Source organism: Avibacterium volantium, from assembly GCF_900635775.1.
GTDB classification, from domain to species: Bacteria; Pseudomonadota; Gammaproteobacteria; order Enterobacterales; family Pasteurellaceae; genus Avibacterium; species Avibacterium volantium.
In genome coordinates, this window is the sequence record NZ_LR134167.1 from 1395341 (window position 1) to 1414905 (window position 19565).

Here is a 19565-nt window from a genome sequence, read left to right on the forward strand (position 1 = left end):
ATAGACAAAAGGATGGGGCTGTGTTGCCCCTTTGTTATTTTATTATATGTTTAAATCTTTAATTAAAATTTTAGAACGGCGCTGGTAATTATATTTTTCTCTTTTTTCTACGGGCAGATCTTCCACCTGAGCTAAATAAAATCCACGCTCTTGGAACCAATGTACCGTGCGTGTGGTGAGTACGAATAACTGTTCAATGTGCTGTTCTTTGGCACGTTTTTGAATAGCTTCCAATAAAATATCGCCACGGGAAGAGTTGCGATAATCTGGGTGAACGGCAACGCACGCCATTTCTGCCATTTTTTCTTGTGGATAAATATTGAGCGCTGCACAAGCAATGACCACGCCATCACGATCAATAATGGTGTAATTGGAAATTTCCATTTCTAGCTGCTCGCGAGAACGTTTCACCAAAATCCCTTGCTGTTCCAATGGGTGAATGAGTTCCAACAAGGCTGGAATGTCAGCCACATTTGCAAGGCGAATGTTTTCTGAATTTTCCATTGAAAGCTGTGTTCCCACGCCATCTCGGGTAAAGAGTTCTTGCAACAGCGATCCGTCTTCTTCATAGCTTAACAAGTGAGAACGCTTCACACCTGCACGGCATACTTCAATGGCCGCCTGCAAGAAACGAGCTTGCGAGCTGTGATATTGATCTTGTGAAATAAAGCGGCTTAAATATTGCTCCGCATCTTGCGGCAATAAATCAGCAATGGTTTCTTGCTGATCATTTAAAATCCCTTGCGTATCAGAAAAGGCAATGAGTTTTTCTGCCTTAAGTTTGATTGCCACCTGTGTTGCCACTTCTTCAAAAGGCAAATTAAAGGTTTCTCCCGTTACAGAGGGGGCGATGGGGCCGAGTAGCACTATCGAGCCTTGATCTAATTGTTGCTGAATTTTCTCGCTATCAATACGGCGAATTTTGCCACTGAGCTGATAATCTACGCCGTCATCGACACCAATGGGTTGCGCCAAAATAAAATTGCTGCTCACCACATTGATTACCGCAGAATGGGGCAGACGCAAAGAAAGGCGCGCAGCAATATCATAATTTAATTTGCCCACCGCTTGTTTCACCACATCAAGGCTGTGGGGATCGGTAATGCGAATATTTTTATGATAAGTTGGCACGATGCCTTGCTGTTCAAGGAGCTGATTAATTTGCAATCTTGCGCCAAACACAATGGCTAATTTAATGCCAAGGCTATGGAGCAGGCTAATGTCATTGATAATATTAATAAAATTTGGGCTGGCAATGGTGTCGCCATCAAGCATAATCACAAAGGTTTTGCCTCTGTGCATATTCACATAGGGGGTGGATTGTCTAAACCACTGTACAAGTTCGGTGCTGCGCATAACTTCCTTTTCTTATAATTATTCATTTAAAGTGAATTTATATTCATTTTAAAAAATATGCAAGGAAAATTTTGCAGAGATAAAAAATGCGGTGAAATTTCACCGCACTTTGTATTTATGGAGATTAGTTTACTACGTTGAATTGCTCTTTCATTAACGCAGCGAAGTCGGTGTAACCGCCTACTGGTTTTTCATCAATGAAAATTTGTGGCACAGTTTCAACAGGTTTACCTACTGAAGCAGATAAATCTGCTTTGCTGATGCCTTCTGCGATAATATCTACATAGCGGTAGTCAAAATCGCTTAAAGTTTCTTTTAATTTGTCAGCAAGCTCTTTTGCACGCACGCAATAAGGGCAACCAGGGCGACCAAAAATAACAACGAACATAATCATTTCCTTCTGTTAGGGCCAAGCACATTGGCTAGATAAAAATGCAAATAGACAAAATGCTTAGCAAGATAAAAAATTGTGCAAATTGTACTGATTATGGCAAAAAGAATAAAGGAGTTTTTTAGCATTGTTGTAATTGGTGTAATATATCAAAATAACTGTTTGAGAGCCTTGTAGCCGAAGTAGGAAAAAATGAAATTATTAATGTTATGCCGCGAGCCGCGCCTTTATAGCTGCCAACGATTGAAAGAAGCCGCAGAAAGTTGCGGTCATCAAATGGATATTCTCGATCCCAATCGTTTTGTGCTAAAACTCAGCGAAAAAGCACCGCACTTTGATTTATATTATCAGCCAAATCGTGAAGCCGAGCCTTATTTATTGCCCGATTATGATGCCGTATTGCCGCGCTTTGGATCAGCGAGTACACAAATGGGTTGTGCTGTATTGCAACATTTTCAGGCAAAAGGTGTGGCTTGTTTAAATGACGTTGAGCCTTTTCTTAAAGCGCGTGATAAATGGTGGAGCTTGCAGATTTTAGTTCAGCACGGCATTGCCGTTCCTTCTTCTTTACTGGCTGGCAGTGAAACGCGAGCGAAAGAAAGCCTTGAATTGATCGGCTCGCCGACCATTTTGAAAACCTTAAGTGGATCGCAAGGCATTGGCGTGATCTTAGCGGAGAGCCAAAGTAGCGCCAGTAGCATTGTGGAAACCTTAAATCATTCTGGCGTGCCTGTGTTAATGCAGCAGTTTATTAGCGAAGCACAAGGGGGCGATGTGCGCTGTTTTGTGGTGGGCGGAAAAGTGATCGCCACAATGGAACGCAAAGGGCAAGAGGGCGAGTTTCGCGCCAATATTCACCGTGGAGGAACGGGCGAGCAAGTGTGGCTCAGTGACCAGGAAAAACAAATTGCCCTTACCGCCACGCAAGCCTTAGGCTTAGATGTAGCTGGGGTAGATTTAATTCGTTCGCATCAAGGCTTGTTGGTGTTAGAAGTCAATGCCAGCCCCGGCTTAGAAATGATCGAAAAAACCAGCGGTTTGGATATTGCGTTGCAAATGATCTTGCATTTGGAGCGAAAAAGCCAAGCCAGATCAAAAAATAACGAATAAATAGCAAGTGCGGTAGAAAATTTGTGTATTTTTTGTTTTAATAAAGCCGTTTTCTCGCAAATTTTGCGGTTTCTAACGGCATTGCCCAATTCAAATAGGTGAGGTTTCCTATGATTATTTATTTGCACGGTTTTGATTCTAACAGCCCTGGTAATCACGAAAAAATAATGCAGTTAAAATTTATTGATGACGATGTGCGATTCATCAATTACAGCACCTTGCACCCTCGTTATGATATGCAGTTTTTGCTCAATGAAGTGCATAAATTAGTATCAGAAAGCAATGATAAAATGCCTCTTATTTGTGGTGTTGGGCTTGGTGGCTATTGGGCGGAGCGCATTGGCTTTTTGTGTGGTATCAAGCAGGCAATTTTTAACCCGAATTTGTTCCCTTATGAAAATATGCAAGGCAGAATAGATCGCCCTGAAGAATATCAAGATATTGCCACCAAATGTGTTGAAAATTTCCGTTTAAAAAATAAGGGAAATTGCTTAGTTTTTCTTTCTACTCAAGATGAAGTGTTAGATGCTCAGCGTAGCGCAGAAACCCTTTCTCCTTTTTATGAGGTGATTTGGGACGAAAACGAAGGTCATAAATTCAAAAAAATTTCGCAACATTTACAACAAATTAAAGCCTTTAAAACGGCATAAAAATAGGGCGGATTGAAATTATCCGCCCTTTTATTTGTTGTCTAAACCTCTTCCTGTGTTTGGCGATCAAGCTCGAATTGTGGTGGAAGTTGTGGTTTTAATTCATCTTCATCAATTTTTTCGACATCTGGCGTATCCAGTAAGCGTTCTGCTTTGCTATGGGCGCTTTTTTCTTTACCTAATAGCTGTGGCAAAATTTTACCGTAACTGCCTTTTGGCGATAAGGCACTGCTGATAAAAGCGCGATTAAAATCATCGCCAAATTCCTTGTCTAACACCGTGTCATTTAAAATAAAATAGCCTTTGTTTGGCAAGGCAATGTAGCTCAACACATCTTTAGGTGAGAAATCGGGAAAGATTTTTTGTAGTTCATCTAGCCAATTATCCGTATCGCCTTCCACCTTAAGAGATTTCATTTCTTTGATTAAACTAATGGCGAAGCTTTTGCCTTCCACGGGTTTATCAAAGTTGAATGAAAGCATTAAAGGGCGTTGATTTTCTTGATAATTTCCCGTTTCTGAATAGAGGCTTAGGGTGTAAATTTGAAATGGCCCCCAGTTATAATCAGCATTACCCACCATTTCCCAATCCGCCCAAAGTGCGGTGGAAAATAAGGCAGAAATTAAAAATGCGACAAGTTTTTTTTTCATTATTCTTCCTGATAAATTGCTTGTGGCGATTATAGCAAGTTTTTTATTTTCGACAGATTTAATTTGTACAAGTTGCTAAATTTCGCACAATTTGCTCAATTTGTTTTAAGCCATTTAAGCGCGTACTGCTTAATCGTTGAGCAATGCCAAGTTCATCAAAATAAGCGGTTAAGTCAAAGGATTGCAGTTGCTCTGCGGTTTTGCCGTTAATTTCTTGCAAAATTAGCCAAAGCAAGCCGTTAATAATGCGCGCTTCGCTAAAGGCATTAAACATAAAAGTGCGGTCGTTTTTTTCTTCAAATTTGAACCAAACCTTGGCTTCGCAACCTGAAATAGGCTGCATTTGGGCGAGCGTTTGTTCATCAGGGCGAGAGAGATTTTTTCCGCTTTGAATGATGAAGCGGTAGCGATCTTCCCAATTTTTGGCGTTTTTAATTTCTGTTCTCATTGCGTTAATCTAACAAGGCTAAGGCGTTATCCAACGCGTTAAAAAAGTGTTCAATATCTTGCTCATTATTGTAAGGGGCAAGGGAAAGGCGTAATGTACCACGTTGTCCGAGCCTTGCCAAATAAGGTTGAGCGCAATGTTCGCCAGCGCGCAGGGCAATATTTTGTTCGCTCAACAGGGTAGCAAGATCAGAAAGATCGATATGCTTAAATAAAAAGCTAATAATTGGGCTGTGATCGCCATAAGCAAAAAGCTGGCAAGCAGGGTATTGTTGCAAGCGTGTGATGATTTTTTCGCTTAATTGCGCGACATACTGATGTGCGGCATTGTTGTCCCATTTTTCCAACCATTCTAGCACCGCATTAAAACCGATTACGCCAGCAATATTCGGCGTGCCAGCTTCAAGTTTATAAGGTAATTCAGCAAATTCTGTTTGCTGTGCGCTGACTTTCTGCACCATTTTGCCACCAAATAATAAGGGCTGAAGTTGATTAAGTGCGGTCAATTTTCCAGCCAAAACGCCAAGCCCTGTTGGGCCATAGATTTTGTGTGCGGAAAAGGTGAGAAAATCTACGTCAAGTTGTTGTAAATCAAGGGAAAGATGATTAATCGCTTGTGCCGCATCGGCTAAGATGAATGCGTTACTTTGGCGGCGAATAATCGGGATTAAATCAGCCAAAAGCTGCATCACGCCCGTTACATTGGACATCATCGTCAAGGCAACAATTTTGCAGTTTTTTTGCACCGCACTTTTTAATGCACGATCATCAATAACGCCGTTAGTCTGCAATGGCAGAATGATCAATTTCGCCCCAGTTTTTTGGCTTAGCTGCTGCCAGCTGACAAAATTGGCGTGGTGTTCCGCTTCTGTGATGATGATTTCATCTTGTGGCGTAAGCTGTGGCAGCAGGCCGTTCGCTACTAAATTAATGGCGTGCGTGGTGCCTGATGTCCAAATAATACTTTGTTCGCTTTGTGCGTTGAGCAGTTTTTTCACTCTTGCGCGCGCTTGTTCATAGCGTATGGTTTGTTGTTCATCATATTGGCTGCGATGTACCGATCCTGCGGATTGATAGAACGCAACGGTGGCATCAATCAAGGCTTGCGGTTTTAAGCTAGTAGCGGCGCTGTCTAAATAAACGGCTGCGTTAGGTTGTTGAAAATAAGGGAAATTTTTCCGAAATTCTGAGGGGTTAAAAGCCATAGAATGATCCTTTTTCTTTTTGTTGGCGTTTTTGTTTACGTTGTTCGCTTTGCATTTTTCGCCATTGTTCAGGGTAAATCGGTTGTGGATCTTGCCATAAACCGACACGTTGTGCGCGTGCCTGCTGTTGTGCGTGAAAATAGCTTTGATCGTGCGCATAACGTTCATACACCCACGCCATTCCTAGTTTTACCATTGCAAGATTGATATTTTGCCCTTGTAGGTTATACACCGTGGCAAGCGTGCGTTGATAGCGATCATAGCCCACAATTTGCAGCTGAACCGCTTGCTTATGAATCAGGTTGGTTAAGGTTTGGCGCGATTTATTACCAAAGGGTTGTTTCTTTTCTGGCGCATCAATGCTGTCTAAACGGACTTTGATTTGTTTGTTATTTTCAAGCAAACAACTAAAGGTATCACCATCAGAAATTGCCACAACACGGCAAGGAATGATACGCACTGCTTCTGCTGTTTGAGGAAGCCAAAATATTGTTGTAATAAAGAACACGAAACGCTTTCGTAACATTCTGAGCACATTGATTCTAAAAAAGTTTGAAATTTTCCTTATTGTAACGAAAAGCCATAACAAAACGAATAAAATAAGAGTAGAATTGTTGCGGTTTTAGTAAATTAACAAATTTATAGCGGTATGACACAGAAGATTTTTCAGTTATTACGTTCTTTTGCCATTCTTTTTTTAATGCTTTTTCTTGGTGAGCAAATCGCTCGTTTTATTCCCATTGGCATACCTGGTAGCATTTGGGGATTGCTTTTATTATTCACCTGCCTAATGTTACAAGTGATTAAAGTGCATTGGATTTTTGCAGGTGCAAGCCTATTAATGCGTTATATGGCAGTGCTGTTTGTGCCAGTAAGTGTGGGGATTATTCAATATTCTGACCTTTTGCTCAGCCAAGCCAAAGTGCTATTAATCCCTAATGTGGTGGCGACAATTTTGACATTGGTACTCAGTGGCATTTTGGCGGATTATCTTTTTTCCCAACAGTCTTTTGCTGGATTACGCAAAAAAGTCTTGAAAAAACGGGCTAAGGAGAGCAAATGATTTACGCTTATACTTTGCTTACCCTCGCGGTTTTTATGGTTGCCTTGCAGATTAGTAAGCGGTTGAAATCAATCATTTTTAATAGCTTTATCCTTACCGTAGCAATGTTGATTTCCATTGTTGTGATGTTTAATGTGCCTTATCCTGATTATATGGCAGGGAATGCACCGTTAAATCATTTATTGGGGGTGAGTGTGGTTGCCCTCGCATTGCCGTTATACGAACAGTTTCGCCAAATTAAAGAATATTGGAAAACGATTTTATTTATCACCGCACTTTCTTCTTTATTCTCAATGGTAGTGGGAGCAGTGCTCGCCTTGTTGCTTGGGGCAGAACCTGAACTGGTTGCAACGATTTTACCAAAATCCGTTACCACGCCAATTGCGATGGAAATTGCTCAAAACATTGGTGGTATTCCTTCCGTTGCGGCAGCGGCGGTGTTGATTGCAGGGTTGCAAGGGTCAATGTTTGGTTATTTAATTCTGAAAGTTATAAAAATAAAGTATGCCGAATCCATTGGGCTTTCAGTGGGGGCAGTTTCGCACGTTTTAGGTACGGTGAGTTGTATGGAAGTTGATCCTAAAGCGGGGAACTATAGCTCAATCGCCTTGGTGCTTTGTGGTATCTTAAGTTCCATTTTTGCTCCTTTTGTATTCAAATTAATTTATTTCTGGGTGGTGTAGAATGAAAAATGCAGTGAATAGCCTTTGGCACGAACGTTATATCCCTGATAGTCCGCGAGAAAAAGATCACCGCCCGCCATTTCGCCGTGATCGTGGACGTATCTTGCACAGTGCGGCATTTCGCTGCCTACAAGCTAAAACGCAAATTCACGCCGTGGGTGAAAATGATTTTTACCGCACGCGCTTAACCCATTCTTTGGAAGTGGCACAAATTGGTAGCAGCTTGGTGGCACAACTCAAATTCATCGAAGCATTTGCCCATTTAGCCGAACAATTAAAGACGGATAAAAGCCTTTTACAAAAACAGCTAAAACCCTTATTGCCCTCCAATGATCTGATTGAAAGCCTGTGCTTTGCCCACGATATTGGACACCCACCTTTTGGACACGGTGGGGAAGTGGCATTAAATTATATGATGCGCGATCACGGTGGTTTTGAAGGCAATGCACAAACCTTTCGCTTATTAACTAAGTTAGAGCCTTATACCGCCAATGCAGGAATGAATTTAACCCGCCGCACTTTGCTTGGCGTGGTGAAATATCCTGCTATTTTAGATTGTTCTTCACCGCAATATGGTGAAATTTTGCCACAAGGGAGTGAAAATCCCTTGTATGCCAAAATTGCAGATTGGAAACCGGGAAAAGGCATCTTTCGTGATGATCTGGAAATGTTTCACTGGCTATTGTCGCCATTAAGCGAAAAAGATCGTCAGCTTTTTCAGCAATTTAGCGAACCCAGAGTAACGCCACAGCAAACGTTAAAAACTCGCTACAAATCTTTAGATTGTAGCATTATGGAGCTGGCGGACGATATTGCTTACGGTGTTCACGATTTAGAAGATGCCATTGTGGTCGGCGTGATTCATTTACATCAATGGCAAGAGGCGTTGCAGCAGCTTAAAAATAGCCCTTCTCAATGGATCAAGCAGAGTATTGAAAGCCTGAGCAAGAAATTGTTTTCAGCACATCATTATGAACGTAAAAATGCTATTGGTGCATTGGTAAATTATTTTATCACCAATGTGCGGTGGAAAATTAATCCTGAATTTGATGATCCTTTGCTCCGCTATAATGCTGAATTGCCAGAAGATGTGATTAGCGTGCTAAACGTGTTTACCGATTTTGTGTGGCAATATGTCATTCGTGATGTTAATACGCAACGCATTGAGTATAAAGGACAGCGAATGCTGACAGAAATGTTTCAAATTTTTGAGAGCGATCCTGAACGCCTGTTACCGCGTAACACAGCGGCACGTTGGAAAAATGCAGAGCCGAATCAGAAAAAACGGATTATCTGTGATTACATTGCGGGAATGTCAGATGCTTACGCAATGAAAGTGTATCAACAGCTTTGATCCAAGAATGGGGGCTAAATACAGCCTCCACAGCTTCCGCAACGCCAATCGTCTTTATTTACGGCTTGGTAAAACCAACGCATATAATTTTCTTCTAATGGAATATCGGCAGCAATAAATACATCACTTAGCCACTCAATGTTAGCGAGAATCCAATCATCTTCATCAAGCCCTTCTAAATAAAGTTCATCGGTAGGATCGATGAAATTATAAATTCCCCTTGTTCCCATATCGTGTTCACGTTTGTGTTCTGGAATATTAAGCGGATTACCTTGATAAAAAATTTCCCAATGTCCTAAACACAGTGTGTTGCCTTGTGTACTCCAGCGAGCAGTGAATGGATTTTCCATAATGCGTATGAATTGTTATTAGTCATTGGTTGAATTATCGATCTAATTAAAATGAAGTCGAATACCCAATTCACCTTATTTTTTATAAGGGCATTATTTTAAAGTGCGGTGTAATTTTGAACGATTTTTAATTTTTAAAGTCTGAAGTTTCCCCTATAAAATTTTATAGAATAGTGTAAAATTAGTCGTTATTTCTATTTTAAGCGGTATTTTACCGTCATTTACGGTGGAAAATTTTATGGAAAAAAAATTACCTAAAGCCCTTGATGCCATTGATATAAAAATTCTGAATGAATTACAGCGTAATGGCAAAATTTCTAATATTGACCTTTCAAAGAAAGTCGGATTATCGCCAACCCCTTGTTTGGAGCGTGTAAAACGCTTGGAAAAACAAGGGGTGATTATGGGATACCGTGCCTTGCTTAACCCTGAATTGTTGGATTCGCCGTTGCTCGTGATCGTAGAAATCACCCTTGTGCGCGGAAAACCTGATGTATTTGAAGAATTTAACGAAGCAGTGCAACAGCTTGATGAAATTCAAGAATGTCATTTGGTGTCGGGGGATTTTGATTATTTACTCAAAACCCGTGTGGCGGATATGGCGGCATACCGCAAATTGCTTGGCACAACCTTGTTGCGTTTGCCCGGCGTGAACGATACTCGTACCTATGTGGTAATGGAAGAAGTGAAACAGACCAATTTTTTACAATTAAAATAAGATGATTAAACGAATTACAGCAAAACTAACACCAAAACAATATATGGCGGAATTGTGTTTAGGCACAATTTCCCTGTTTGGTTTGTATTTGATTATTGCTTGGTCAAGTTACAGCCCTTTTGATAACACTTGGGCAGTTTCGTCCTCGCAGCCTGAAACCATCAATAAAGCGGGAGCGTTGGGCGCTTGGCTTATAGGCTTATTTTTTACTTTCTTTGGACATATCGGCAATTTAATTCCTTTTATTTTATGTTTTGTGCCGATTTATTTATTCAAAACCAAAAAATTCACCCAGATCACTTGGATTAAAGCGGCTATTCGCACGCTAGGGGGGATCTTATTATTTAGCGGTTTAACCGCATTAGCTACTTTATTGCTTTCTAATACCAGCTCTTATCTTGCTGGTGGGGTGTTAGGTGGAAGCTTAGTGGTTTCCCTTTATCCTGTTTTAGGCAAAGCAGGAGTGATTTTGTGCGCATTATTGTCAGCCATTGCAGGCTTTATTTTGTGTTCAGGTAAGGCACTAGTGCAGCTTTTTGTGAGATTTTATTACTGGCTCACAATGAATGAAGACAAAACTCCAGCAATGGCAATGCCTGCCGAGCCACGAGCAGACAGCGAGCCTGAGCCTTTAGAGGAAATTATTATCCAAAAGCCTGCGCCAATTTCGTCATTACAAAATGAAAATGCAGCGCAAAACGAAGCAAGCGAAGAGCAAAATAAAGATAACCAAACCTTTATTCAAATTAGTGGCTTACAAGAATTTGTTCAGCCAGAAGCACCACTTGCACATAATGAAAGCCAAGCCGTTTCCAATAGCCAAGATCTTTTTGATCCACGCCAAATGGAATCCCTTTCCAATTATGGTGTAGGGCAAGAAGAACCATTGCCGAATGTGCGTATTCCTCAAACCAGCACGGTAACGAGCTCAGCCACGCAAATTGGCGTAACTACGGAACAGACAATGGTTAAGCCTGTTCAAGCCGTTGTTGAACAGAAGGATTTAACGGCACAGGCAGATTTACCTAATGGGGCAGATTTACCAAGTGCGGTGGATTTTTCTACAGAATTTTCTGCAATGGAACAAGCGCCGGAATTAAAGGTATTCATTCCTGATTATTCGTTAGAAAATCATTCTGAAACAGAAAATTTGCCAGAGCAAGATAATGAAATGGACGAATTGGCTCGTCAGTTCGCAGCGCAAGAAGCACAGCGCTTGGCTGAAATGCAGCAACGCGCAAAAGAAATCAATGCGGAAGATGCCTTAGTGGATATTTTGGCTGAACAAGCTCCAACGCAATCAACGGTAAATCAGCCAACTGAACCTCAGCCTGCGGTAAGCCAGCCAACTTACAAGCCTTATGGCGATTCCTTAATTCACCCAGCCTTACAAAAGCAGGTGAAAAAAGCGGAAAAACCTACCACGCCGTTGCCAAGTTTAGATTTATTGGATAAACGTGAAGTGGAAGAACAAAATATCACGCGCGAAGAAATCTTAGAAACCTCGCAACGCATTGAACAACAATTACGTAATTTCAATGTAAAAGCGAGCGTAAAAGATGTGTTGGTAGGGCCTGTGGTAACGCGTTATGAATTGGAATTGCAACCGGGCGTGAAAGCGTCCAAAGTTACCAATATTGATACGGATTTGGCGCGTGCCTTGATGTTCCGCTCCATTCGTGTGGCAGAAGTGATCCCCGGCAAGCCTTACATTGGCATCGAAACGCCAAATTTACAGCGCCAAATGGTGCCGCTGCGTGATGTGTTAGACAGCCGAGAATTTCGTGAGTCAAAATCCTTGCTTTCAATGGCGTTAGGAAAAGACATTAGCGGCAACCCTGTGATTGTAGATCTCGCCAAAATGCCTCATTTGTTGGTGGCAGGTTCAACAGGTTCGGGGAAATCCGTTGGGGTGAATACGATGATTTTAAGTTTACTTTTCAGAGTAAAACCTGAAGAAGTGAAATTTATTATGATCGACCCGAAAGTGGTGGAGCTTTCCATTTATAATGACATTCCGCATTTGCTCACCAAAGTGGTAACCGATATGAAAAAAGCCGCCAATGCACTGCGTTGGTGCGTGGACGAAATGGAGCGCCGCTACCAATTATTATCCGCTTTACGTGTGCGTAATATTGAAGGCTATAACGAAAAAATTGATGAATATAACGCAATGGGAATGCCAATTCCAAACCCAATTTGGCGACCGGGCGACACAATGGACGCAATGCCACCTGCGCTGGAAAAACTCAGCTATATTGTGGTGATCGTTGATGAGTTTGCCGATTTGATGATGGTAGCAGGCAAGCAAATTGAAGAACTCATTGCGCGCCTTGCACAAAAAGCCCGTGCCATCGGCATTCACTTGATTTTGGCCACCCAACGCCCTTCTGTGGACGTGATTACTGGCTTGATTAAAGCCAATATTCCAAGCCGTATCGCCTTTACCGTGGCGAGTAAAATTGACTCGCGCACCATTCTTGATCAAGGCGGTGCAGAAACCTTGTTAGGCCGTGGGGATATGCTTTATTCAGGGCAAGGCTCTTCCGATTTAATCCGTGTTCACGGTGCATTTATGAGCGATGACGAAGTGGCTCGTGTGGCTGATGACTGGCGTGCAAGAGGCAAACCAGATTATATTGATGGCATTTTAGACAGTGCCGATGATGAAGAGGGTGAAGTAGCACGAAGTGGTGATGACGGCGATCTTGATGATCTTTTTGATGAAGTGATGAATTTCGTGATCGAAACAGGCACAACGTCAGCATCGTCAATTCAGCGCCGTTTCCGTGTCGGCTTTAACCGTGCCGCACGCATTATGGATCAGCTGGAAGAACAAGGCATTGTTTCACCGCTACAAAATGGTAAGCGTGAAATTTTAGCCCGCCGTTCGGATTATTAGTTTAATCTTTCAGCGAATTACAAAGCTAAGCATAAAGAAAATGCAACAAATGGGAAATTTTATTGTCTGATTAACACAATGGTTTCCCATTATTTTAGGATTAAAGGAAGATTTATGAAAAAAATGGCAGTAAAAATCACCGCACTTTTATGTTTAGGCTTAAGCCAAATGGCTTGGGCTGATGCGGTGAGTGAATTACAAGCGCGCCTTAACAAAGTGGACGTGTTAAGCGCAGATTATGTGCAAAAAGTCAGTGATGCCAAAGGCAAAGAAATTCAACAAGGCAAAGGTAAACTTCGCATTAAACGCCCAAATTTATTCAGAATGGATAACCAATCTCCGCAAGAAAGTCAAATTGTGTCAGACGGCAAAACCCTGTGGTTTTACGATCCTTTCGTGCAACAGGTTACGGCAAATTGGGTGTCTGAAGCGGTGAATAATACGCCATTTGTGTTGCTTACCAGCAACGATCAAGCGCAATGGAAAAAATATACCGTGGCACAATCAGCGGATACCTTTACGCTTAAACCAAAATCCGCGAAAAGCAATATTAAGCAGTTCAATATTCGCATTGATGCTGATGGCGTGCTAAAAAACTTTAGCACCACAGAAAAAGACGGACAAACCAATTTATACTTATTGCGTAATATCACCAACCAACCGCTGGCAGATAATCTGTTTAAATTCAGCGTGCCGAAAGGTGCGGAGCTGGATGATCAGCGCAAGAAAAAGTAACAAAAAAATCACCGCACTTTTTCTGGGCGGTTGTGATAGCTCAAATGTAAAATGAATTCTAAGGCTAAATGGTTTACAATTTAGCCTTATTTTTTCCTGAAATTATCCACTGACGAGAGAAAAAAATGTCCAATCTTGCTTTTGATTTTGCTGAAAATGATTTCCGCCCTTTAGCGGCGAGAATGCGCCCAACCCATTTAGATGAATATTACGGGCAGAGCCATTTAATTGGCGTGGGCAAACCATTACGCAAAGCCATTGAAGCAGGGCATATTCACTCAATGATTTTGTGGGGGCCGCCCGGCACAGGCAAAACCACCTTGGCAGAAATTATTGCGCAACGCATTAATGCAGAAGTGGAACGGATTTCTGCGGTAACAGGTGGGGTAAAGGAAATTCGAGAAGCCATTGAACGTGCCAAACAAAATCGGCTTGCGGGGCAGCGTACCATTTTATTTGTGGACGAAGTCCATCGTTTCAACAAAAGCCAGCAAGATGCCTTTTTGCCTTATATTGAAGATGGCACGGTGATTTTTATTGGCGCAACCACTGAAAATCCTTCTTTTGAACTGAATAACGCCTTGCTTTCGCGTGCGCGCGTGTATGTTCTGAAATCCTTAACCGCACAAGAAATCGAACAAGTATTACAGCGCGCTATTAATGACAAAGAAAAAGGGCTAGGCAACCTTAATTTAACCTTAGAAGACAATTTGCTTGCAATGCTGGCGGAATATGTCAATGGCGATGCACGCCTTGCATTAAATAGCCTTGAATTAATGGCAGATATGGCGGAAGAGGGCAAAAATGGCAAATTTTTGCACCGCACTTTATTAACGGAAGTGTTGGGTGAACGGCAAGCCCGTTTTGATAAACAAGGCGATCGCTTCTATGATCTCATCTCAGCCTTGCATAAATCCGTGCGTGGTTCAGCGCCTGATGCCGCTTTGTATTGGTATGCACGTATTTTAACCGCAGGCGGCGATCCCCTCTATGTGGCGCGCCGTTTATTGGCCATTGCCTCAGAAGATGTAGGCAATGCCGATCCGCGCGCAATGCAAGTGGCCATTGCCGCTTGGGATTGTTTCACACGCGTGGGCGCAGCAGAAGGGGAGCGTGCCATTGCGCAAGCCATTATTTACTTAGCCGTTGCGCCGAAAAGTAATGCGGTGTATCAAGCTTTCAAAGCCGCGAAAAAGCACGCCTTAGAAAGCCCTGATTATGATGTGCCAGAGCATTTACGCAACGCGCCAACTCATTTGATGAAAGAACTAGGTTTCGGCGCAGAATATCGTTATGCACATAATGAAGAAAATGCTTATGCTGCAGGGGAAAATTATTTCCCAGAAGCGCTGAAAGATCCCCAATATTATTTCCCTGTTGCTCGAGGAATGGAAATTCAAATTCGCGAAAAATTAGAAAAACTTCGCCAACTAGACGAGCAAAGCCCGACTATCCGTTATAAATCTGGTAAGTAGTCTAGTTTATTTTTTTTATCCGATATAGAATAAGCAAGTTTTTTATTGTATTTATTTTAATCTAAAGGTAACAAAATGATTGATGCAAATTTATTACGCAATAATCTTGCGGAAGTGGCAGAAAAATTAAAAGTAAGACGTGGCTTTGAGCTAGATGTAGCGCGTATCACAGAATTAGAAGAACAGCGCAAAGCCCTACAAGTTAAAACCGAAACCTTACAAGCAGAGCGTAATGCGCGCTCAAAAGCCATTGGTGCGGCAAAAGCACGCGGCGAAGACATTGAGCCATTATTGGCGGAAGTGGATAATATGGGCATTGAATTAAGTATGGCAAAAAGCCAACTTGATGACGTGCAAGCGGATTTGCAAGAAATTGCTCTTAGTATTCCAAATATTCCTGCCGATGAAGTGCCATTGGGCAACGATGAAAACGACAATGTGGAAATTTCTCGTTGGGGCGAGCCAAGAACCTTTGATTTTGAAGTGAAAGATCACGTTACCTTAGGCGAGCATCTGCAAGGGCTAGACTTTGCTGCGGGCGTGAAATTAAGCGGCGCGCGTTTTGTGGTAATGAAAGGACAAATTGCCAAAATGCACCGTGCGCTAGCGCAATTTATGCTGGATTTGCATACCGAACAACACGGTTATAGCGAAACCTATGTGCCTTATTTAGTTAATCACGCCACCCTTTATGGCACAGGGCAGCTGCCAAAATTTGGCGAAGATTTATTCCACACTAAACCGCTAGAAGGGGAGCAACCTTACGCCTTAATCCCAACGGCGGAAGTGCCAGTTACCAACCTTGTGCGTGATGAAATTTTAGATCAAGCAGAACTGCCAATTAAAATGACCGCACATACCCCTTGTTTCCGTTCAGAAGCAGGATCTTACGGCCGTGATACCCGTGGTTTGATCCGTATGCACCAATTCGACAAAGTAGAAATGGTACAAATCGTAGAACCAGAAAAATCAATGGAAGCTTTGGAAGAGCTCACTGGCCACGCGGAAAAAGTGTTGCAGTTGTTAAATCTGCCTTATCGTAAAGTGTTACTATGTACCGGCGATATGGGCTTTGGCTCAGCTAAAACTTACGATTTAGAAGTTTGGGTGCCAGCACAAAACACTTACCGTGAAATTTCTTCTTGCTCAAATATGTGGGATTTCCAAGCGCGCCGTATGCAGGCTCGTTATCGTGTAAAAGGCGAGAAAAAACCACGCCTTGTCCACACCCTAAATGGCTCAGGCTTAGCCGTTGGCCGCACCCTTGTTGCTGTGCTTGAAAACTACCAAAACGCAGACGGCAGCATCACCGTGCCAGAGGTGTTACGTCCATATATGGGCGGATTGGAAGTGATTGGGAAATAATCCCACCCTAAAAGACGGTTTTACTAATCTGTACCTCAAACGCTGAGTTAAGCTCAAGAACTTGAGGTACAGATTTTTTTATATTTAAACAAAGCCAACGCTTAACTATTCAAATTATTAAGTGCGGTGCAAAATAAGCGAATTTTTCTTTACACATAAATACGCTGAACTTTGCTTACTGCTATAAATTTTTACCGAAATCGTGCTAGAATAAGCGCCGTTTTTTGTCAGTGGATTTTATAGGTCAACAAATGAAACCCTCTATTATCAGTAAATTAGATAGTTTAGATGAACGCCACGAAGAGCTAGAAGCCTTGCTTGGCGATGCCTCAGTCATTAGCGATCAAGAAAAATTTCGTGCCTATTCAAAAGAATATGCTCAACTTGAAGACGTTGTGAAATGCTTTGCACGCTGGAAACAGTTAAATAGCAATATGGAAGAAGCCCAATTATTGCTTGATGATCCAAGTATGCGTGAAATGGCACAAGAAGAAATTGAAGAATGCAAAACCGAAATTGAGCAAGTAGAAGCGCAATTACAAATTTTATTACTGCCGAAAGATCCTAACGATGAATATAACTGCTATTTAGAAATCCGCGCAGGAACGGGCGGTGATGAAGCAGGGATCTTTGCAGGCGATTTATTCCGTATGTACAGCCGCTATGCGGAAAGTAAGCGTTGGCGTGTAGAAATGCTCAGCGCCAATGAAAGCGAGCAGGGCGGTTATAAAGAAGTGATCGTCAAAATCAGCGGCGAAAATGTATATGGTCAGTTAAAATTTGAATCGGGCGGACACCGAGTTCAACGCGTGCCAAAAACGGAATCGCAAGGACGAATTCATACTTCCGCTTGTACTGTGGCGGTAATGCCAGAATTGCCAGAAAGCGAATTGCCAGAAATTAACCCAGCAGATTTGCGCATTGATACTTATCGTTCATCGGGCGCAGGCGGTCAGCACGTTAATACCACCGATTCAGCGGTACGAATCACCCATATTCCAACAGGCATTGTGGTGGAATGCCAAGAAGAGCGTTCACAACATAAAAACAAAGCCAAAGCAATGTCAGTGCTAGCTTCTCGCATTGTGCAAGCCGAACAAGAACGCCAAGCCGCGGAACAAGCAGACACACGCCGCAACTTGCTAGGCTCGGGCGATCGTTCGGATAAAATCCGTACCTATAACTACCCACAAGGCCGTGTTACCGATCACCGCATCAACCTAACGATCTATCGCTTAGATGAAGTGATGAACGGCAAAATGGACGAACTAATCCAACCAATCATCACCGAATACCAAGCTGATCAGCTTGCGGCGTTGTCAGATCAAGGATAGTTTTAATTCAAAGAAACGGTGGAAAAATTTCTATTTTTCCACCGCACTTATTTTGGGAATAATCAAGAACGATTTAATTCAACCAGTTGTTTTTTGGTTAACGCAAAAACACCTAATCCCCCGTTTTTCAGTTCCAGCCACTGGAATGGGGTGTTAGGGAATTGTTCTATTAGGTGGATCATACTGTTCCCTACTTCGCAGACTAATACTCCGTCATCGGCTAAATAATCCGGTGCAGCTTTTAAGATTCGTTTGGTTATTTCTAGTCCATCAATGCCAGAGCCTAACGCCATTTCTGGCTCGTGATGGTATTCTTCTGGCATATCGTCAAGGTCTTCTTTGTCCACATAAGGAGGATTGGTCACGATAAGATCGTATTTATCTTGGGGAAGATTGTTAAATAGATCCGATTGAATTGGGAATACACGATCACTTAGGTTGTGGTGCATAATATTGATTTCTGCCACATCTAAAGCATCAGTAGAGAGATCAATGGCATCAACCTCGGCATTTGGGAATTGAGTCGCACAGGCAATTGCAATACAGCCACTGCCTGTACACATATCTAAAATTCGTTGTGGTGCTTTGGTAAGCAGTCCCGCAAAGCGGTCTTCAATTAAGGCACCAATGGGGGAGCGAGGCACGATCACTCGTTCATCGACATAAAACTCCAATCCGCAAAACCACGCACGATTGGTTAAATATGCCACAGGAATGCGTTGTTCAATGCGTGCCAAAATGAGTTCCAGTAAACTTGCTTTTTCGCTTTGTGTTAAACGACTATCATAAAGCTCAGTGGGTAAATCGGGGGGGAGTTGTAATGCGGTTAATACGAGTTGTTGCGTTTCGTCCCAAGCGTTGTCATAACCGTGTCCATAATATAAATCAGAGCGATTAAAAGTGCTGTATGTCCAACGCAAAAAATCTTTTAGGGTGTGAAGCGAATCTGGAACGTTGTCCGCGAGAATTTGTTGAATGAGTTCTTGGTTAAATGTGGTCATTAATTATTTCCCAATCAGAAAAGAGTAAATTGATGATTGCCAGATGATACATCAATCAGTTAGGTAAGTCAGCTGATAACGAAAGAACAAATAAAATAGACTGAATTGCAACAATAAAGTGCGGTGTAATTTTATTGATTTTTCAAAAAACTCATAAAATTTTGACCGCACTTTGGCGCGTATTAATCACGCGGATCAGGATTATCCAACACCATTTGAGTTTGATTTTGGCGGAATTGCTGTAAACGCTCAGCCAATTCAGGGTTAAAGCGAGCTAAAATTTGTGCGGCGAGTAATCCCGCATTAGCCGCACCTGCAGAACCAATGGCTAATGTTCCCACAGGAATACCTTTTGGCATTTGCACGATAGAATAAAGACTATCCATACCATTTAACGTGGCACTTTTCACGGGTACACCCAACACAGGCACAAGGGTTTTTGCTGCGATCATTCCAGGTAAATGTGCTGCGCCACCTGCGCCTGCAATAATCACTTTATAGCCATTTTTTTCGGCATCTTCAGCAAATTGGAATAATTTATCTGGTGTGCGGTGAGCAGAAACAATCTCAATATGATGGGGAACATTGAGATCCGTGAGAATTTGCGCAGCTTCCTGCATTGTCGTCCAATCACTTTTTGACCCCATTACAATGGCAATTTCAGCATTTTGGCTTGGTTTTTGGTCTGGCATAGTTTTTCCTATTCACAACAAAAATTAACAAAAAACAACCGCACTAGGATAGCATATCTTAAGCCCTGTAAGCAAACGATTGCC

At 42.2% G+C, this 19565-nt stretch carries 20 protein-coding genes; 11 read left to right on the forward strand and 9 right to left on the reverse strand.

Annotated features, from left to right (window positions below):
* Positions 1 to 42: 42 nt before the first annotated feature.
* Positions 43 to 1356, reverse strand: a complete 1314-nt coding sequence (argA, locus tag ELZ61_RS06770; protein WP_126372382.1) for an amino-acid N-acetyltransferase — start codon at positions 1354 to 1356, stop codon at positions 43 to 45.
* Between the two features lie 124 nt (positions 1357 to 1480).
* Positions 1481 to 1744 carry a GrxA family glutaredoxin gene (locus tag ELZ61_RS06775; RefSeq protein WP_103852784.1) on the reverse strand — a complete coding sequence of 88 codons (264 nt, stop codon included), beginning with the start codon at positions 1742 to 1744 and terminating at the stop codon, positions 1481 to 1483.
* A gap of 195 nt (positions 1745 to 1939) precedes the next feature.
* Between ELZ61_RS06775 and ELZ61_RS06780 the strand changes: the two genes are divergently transcribed.
* The gene (locus ELZ61_RS06780; protein ID WP_126372384.1) at positions 1940 to 2857 is read left to right on the forward strand and encodes an ATP-grasp domain-containing protein; all 918 of its coding nucleotides are present in this window, start codon (positions 1940 to 1942) and stop codon (positions 2855 to 2857) included.
* Between the two features lie 110 nt (positions 2858 to 2967).
* Complete coding sequence (ycfP, locus tag ELZ61_RS06785) at positions 2968 to 3507, forward strand: alpha/beta hydrolase YcfP (protein WP_126372386.1); 540 nt, start codon at positions 2968 to 2970, stop codon at positions 3505 to 3507.
* 41 nt (positions 3508 to 3548) lie between these two features.
* Here the strand turns inward: ycfP and ELZ61_RS06790 are convergent, their stop codons facing one another.
* The 4 genes from ELZ61_RS06790 to ELZ61_RS06805 are packed head-to-tail and all read right to left on the reverse strand — an operon-like array spanning position 3549 to position 6335.
* A complete protein-coding gene (locus ELZ61_RS06790; RefSeq protein WP_126372388.1) occupies positions 3549 to 4157 on the reverse strand; it encodes a hypothetical protein in 609 nt (202 codons plus the stop codon).
* 58 nt (positions 4158 to 4215) lie between these two features.
* Positions 4216 to 4605 (reverse strand): SufE family protein, encoded by a 390-nt coding sequence (locus ELZ61_RS06795; protein WP_126372390.1) that lies wholly within the window; start codon positions 4603 to 4605, stop codon positions 4216 to 4218.
* 4 nt (positions 4606 to 4609) lie between these two features.
* A complete protein-coding gene (locus tag ELZ61_RS06800) occupies positions 4610 to 5809 on the reverse strand; it encodes an aminotransferase class V-fold PLP-dependent enzyme (RefSeq protein WP_126372392.1) in 1200 nt (399 codons plus the stop codon).
* A complete protein-coding gene (locus tag ELZ61_RS06805; protein ID WP_126372394.1) occupies positions 5799 to 6335 on the reverse strand; it encodes a thermonuclease family protein in 537 nt (178 codons plus the stop codon). Before ELZ61_RS06805 ends, ELZ61_RS06800 begins: the two co-directional genes overlap by 11 nt.
* A 123-nt stretch (positions 6336 to 6458) precedes the next feature.
* Here ELZ61_RS06805 and ELZ61_RS06810 point away from each other — a divergent pair, with 123 nt between their 5' ends.
* Genes ELZ61_RS06810 through ELZ61_RS06820 form a run of 3 tightly spaced genes read left to right on the forward strand, consistent with a single transcriptional unit; the run spans position 6459 to position 8909 of the window.
* The gene (locus ELZ61_RS06810) at positions 6459 to 6872 is read left to right on the forward strand and encodes a CidA/LrgA family protein (protein WP_126372396.1); all 414 of its coding nucleotides are present in this window, start codon (positions 6459 to 6461) and stop codon (positions 6870 to 6872) included.
* Entirely contained in the window at positions 6869 to 7555 is a 687-nt protein-coding gene (locus ELZ61_RS06815) for a CidB/LrgB family autolysis modulator (protein ID WP_126372398.1), read from the forward strand. Before ELZ61_RS06810 ends, ELZ61_RS06815 begins: the two co-directional genes overlap by 4 nt.
* A gap of 1 nt (position 7556) precedes the next feature.
* Positions 7557 to 8909, forward strand: a complete 1353-nt coding sequence (locus tag ELZ61_RS06820) for an anti-phage deoxyguanosine triphosphatase (protein ID WP_126372400.1) — start codon at positions 7557 to 7559, stop codon at positions 8907 to 8909.
* A gap of 14 nt (positions 8910 to 8923) precedes the next feature.
* On the opposite strand, the gene ELZ61_RS06825 is transcribed toward ELZ61_RS06820, so the two are convergent.
* Positions 8924 to 9259 carry a hypothetical protein gene (locus ELZ61_RS06825; protein WP_126372402.1) on the reverse strand — a complete coding sequence of 112 codons (336 nt, stop codon included), beginning with the start codon at positions 9257 to 9259 and terminating at the stop codon, positions 8924 to 8926.
* A gap of 238 nt (positions 9260 to 9497) precedes the next feature.
* On the opposite strand from ELZ61_RS06825, the gene lrp reads away from it, so the two are divergent.
* From lrp to prfA, 6 genes are all read left to right on the forward strand, one after another.
* On the forward strand, positions 9498 to 9977 hold the full coding sequence (lrp, locus tag ELZ61_RS06830) for a leucine-responsive transcriptional regulator Lrp (protein WP_103852795.1): 480 nt from the start codon (positions 9498 to 9500) through the stop codon (positions 9975 to 9977).
* Between the two features lies 1 nt (position 9978).
* Positions 9979 to 12879, forward strand: coding sequence for a DNA translocase FtsK (locus ELZ61_RS06835; protein WP_126372404.1), 2901 nt, complete (start codon positions 9979 to 9981; stop codon positions 12877 to 12879).
* A gap of 114 nt (positions 12880 to 12993) precedes the next feature.
* Positions 12994 to 13614: an outer membrane lipoprotein periplasmic chaperone LolA gene (gene lolA, locus ELZ61_RS06840; RefSeq protein ID WP_103855139.1), complete on the forward strand. Its 621-nt coding sequence runs from the start codon at positions 12994 to 12996 to the stop codon at positions 13612 to 13614.
* A gap of 125 nt (positions 13615 to 13739) precedes the next feature.
* Entirely contained in the window at positions 13740 to 15089 is a 1350-nt protein-coding gene (locus ELZ61_RS06845; protein ID WP_126372406.1) for a replication-associated recombination protein A, read from the forward strand.
* 75 nt (positions 15090 to 15164) lie between these two features.
* Entirely contained in the window at positions 15165 to 16454 is a 1290-nt protein-coding gene (gene serS, locus ELZ61_RS06850; protein WP_126372408.1) for a serine--tRNA ligase, read from the forward strand.
* Between the two features lie 251 nt (positions 16455 to 16705).
* Positions 16706 to 17788: a peptide chain release factor 1 gene (gene prfA / locus ELZ61_RS06855; RefSeq protein ID WP_126372410.1), complete on the forward strand. Its 1083-nt coding sequence runs from the start codon at positions 16706 to 16708 to the stop codon at positions 17786 to 17788.
* A gap of 62 nt (positions 17789 to 17850) precedes the next feature.
* Here the strand turns inward: prfA and prmB are convergent, their stop codons facing one another.
* Together prmB and purE are read right to left on the reverse strand one after the other, a co-directional pair.
* Entirely contained in the window at positions 17851 to 18789 is a 939-nt protein-coding gene (gene prmB, locus ELZ61_RS06860) for a 50S ribosomal protein L3 N(5)-glutamine methyltransferase (protein WP_126372412.1), read from the reverse strand.
* 182 nt (positions 18790 to 18971) lie between these two features.
* On the reverse strand, positions 18972 to 19481 hold the full coding sequence (gene purE / locus ELZ61_RS06865) for a 5-(carboxyamino)imidazole ribonucleotide mutase (RefSeq protein WP_126372414.1): 510 nt from the start codon (positions 19479 to 19481) through the stop codon (positions 18972 to 18974).
* Positions 19482 to 19565: the final 84 nt, after the last annotated feature.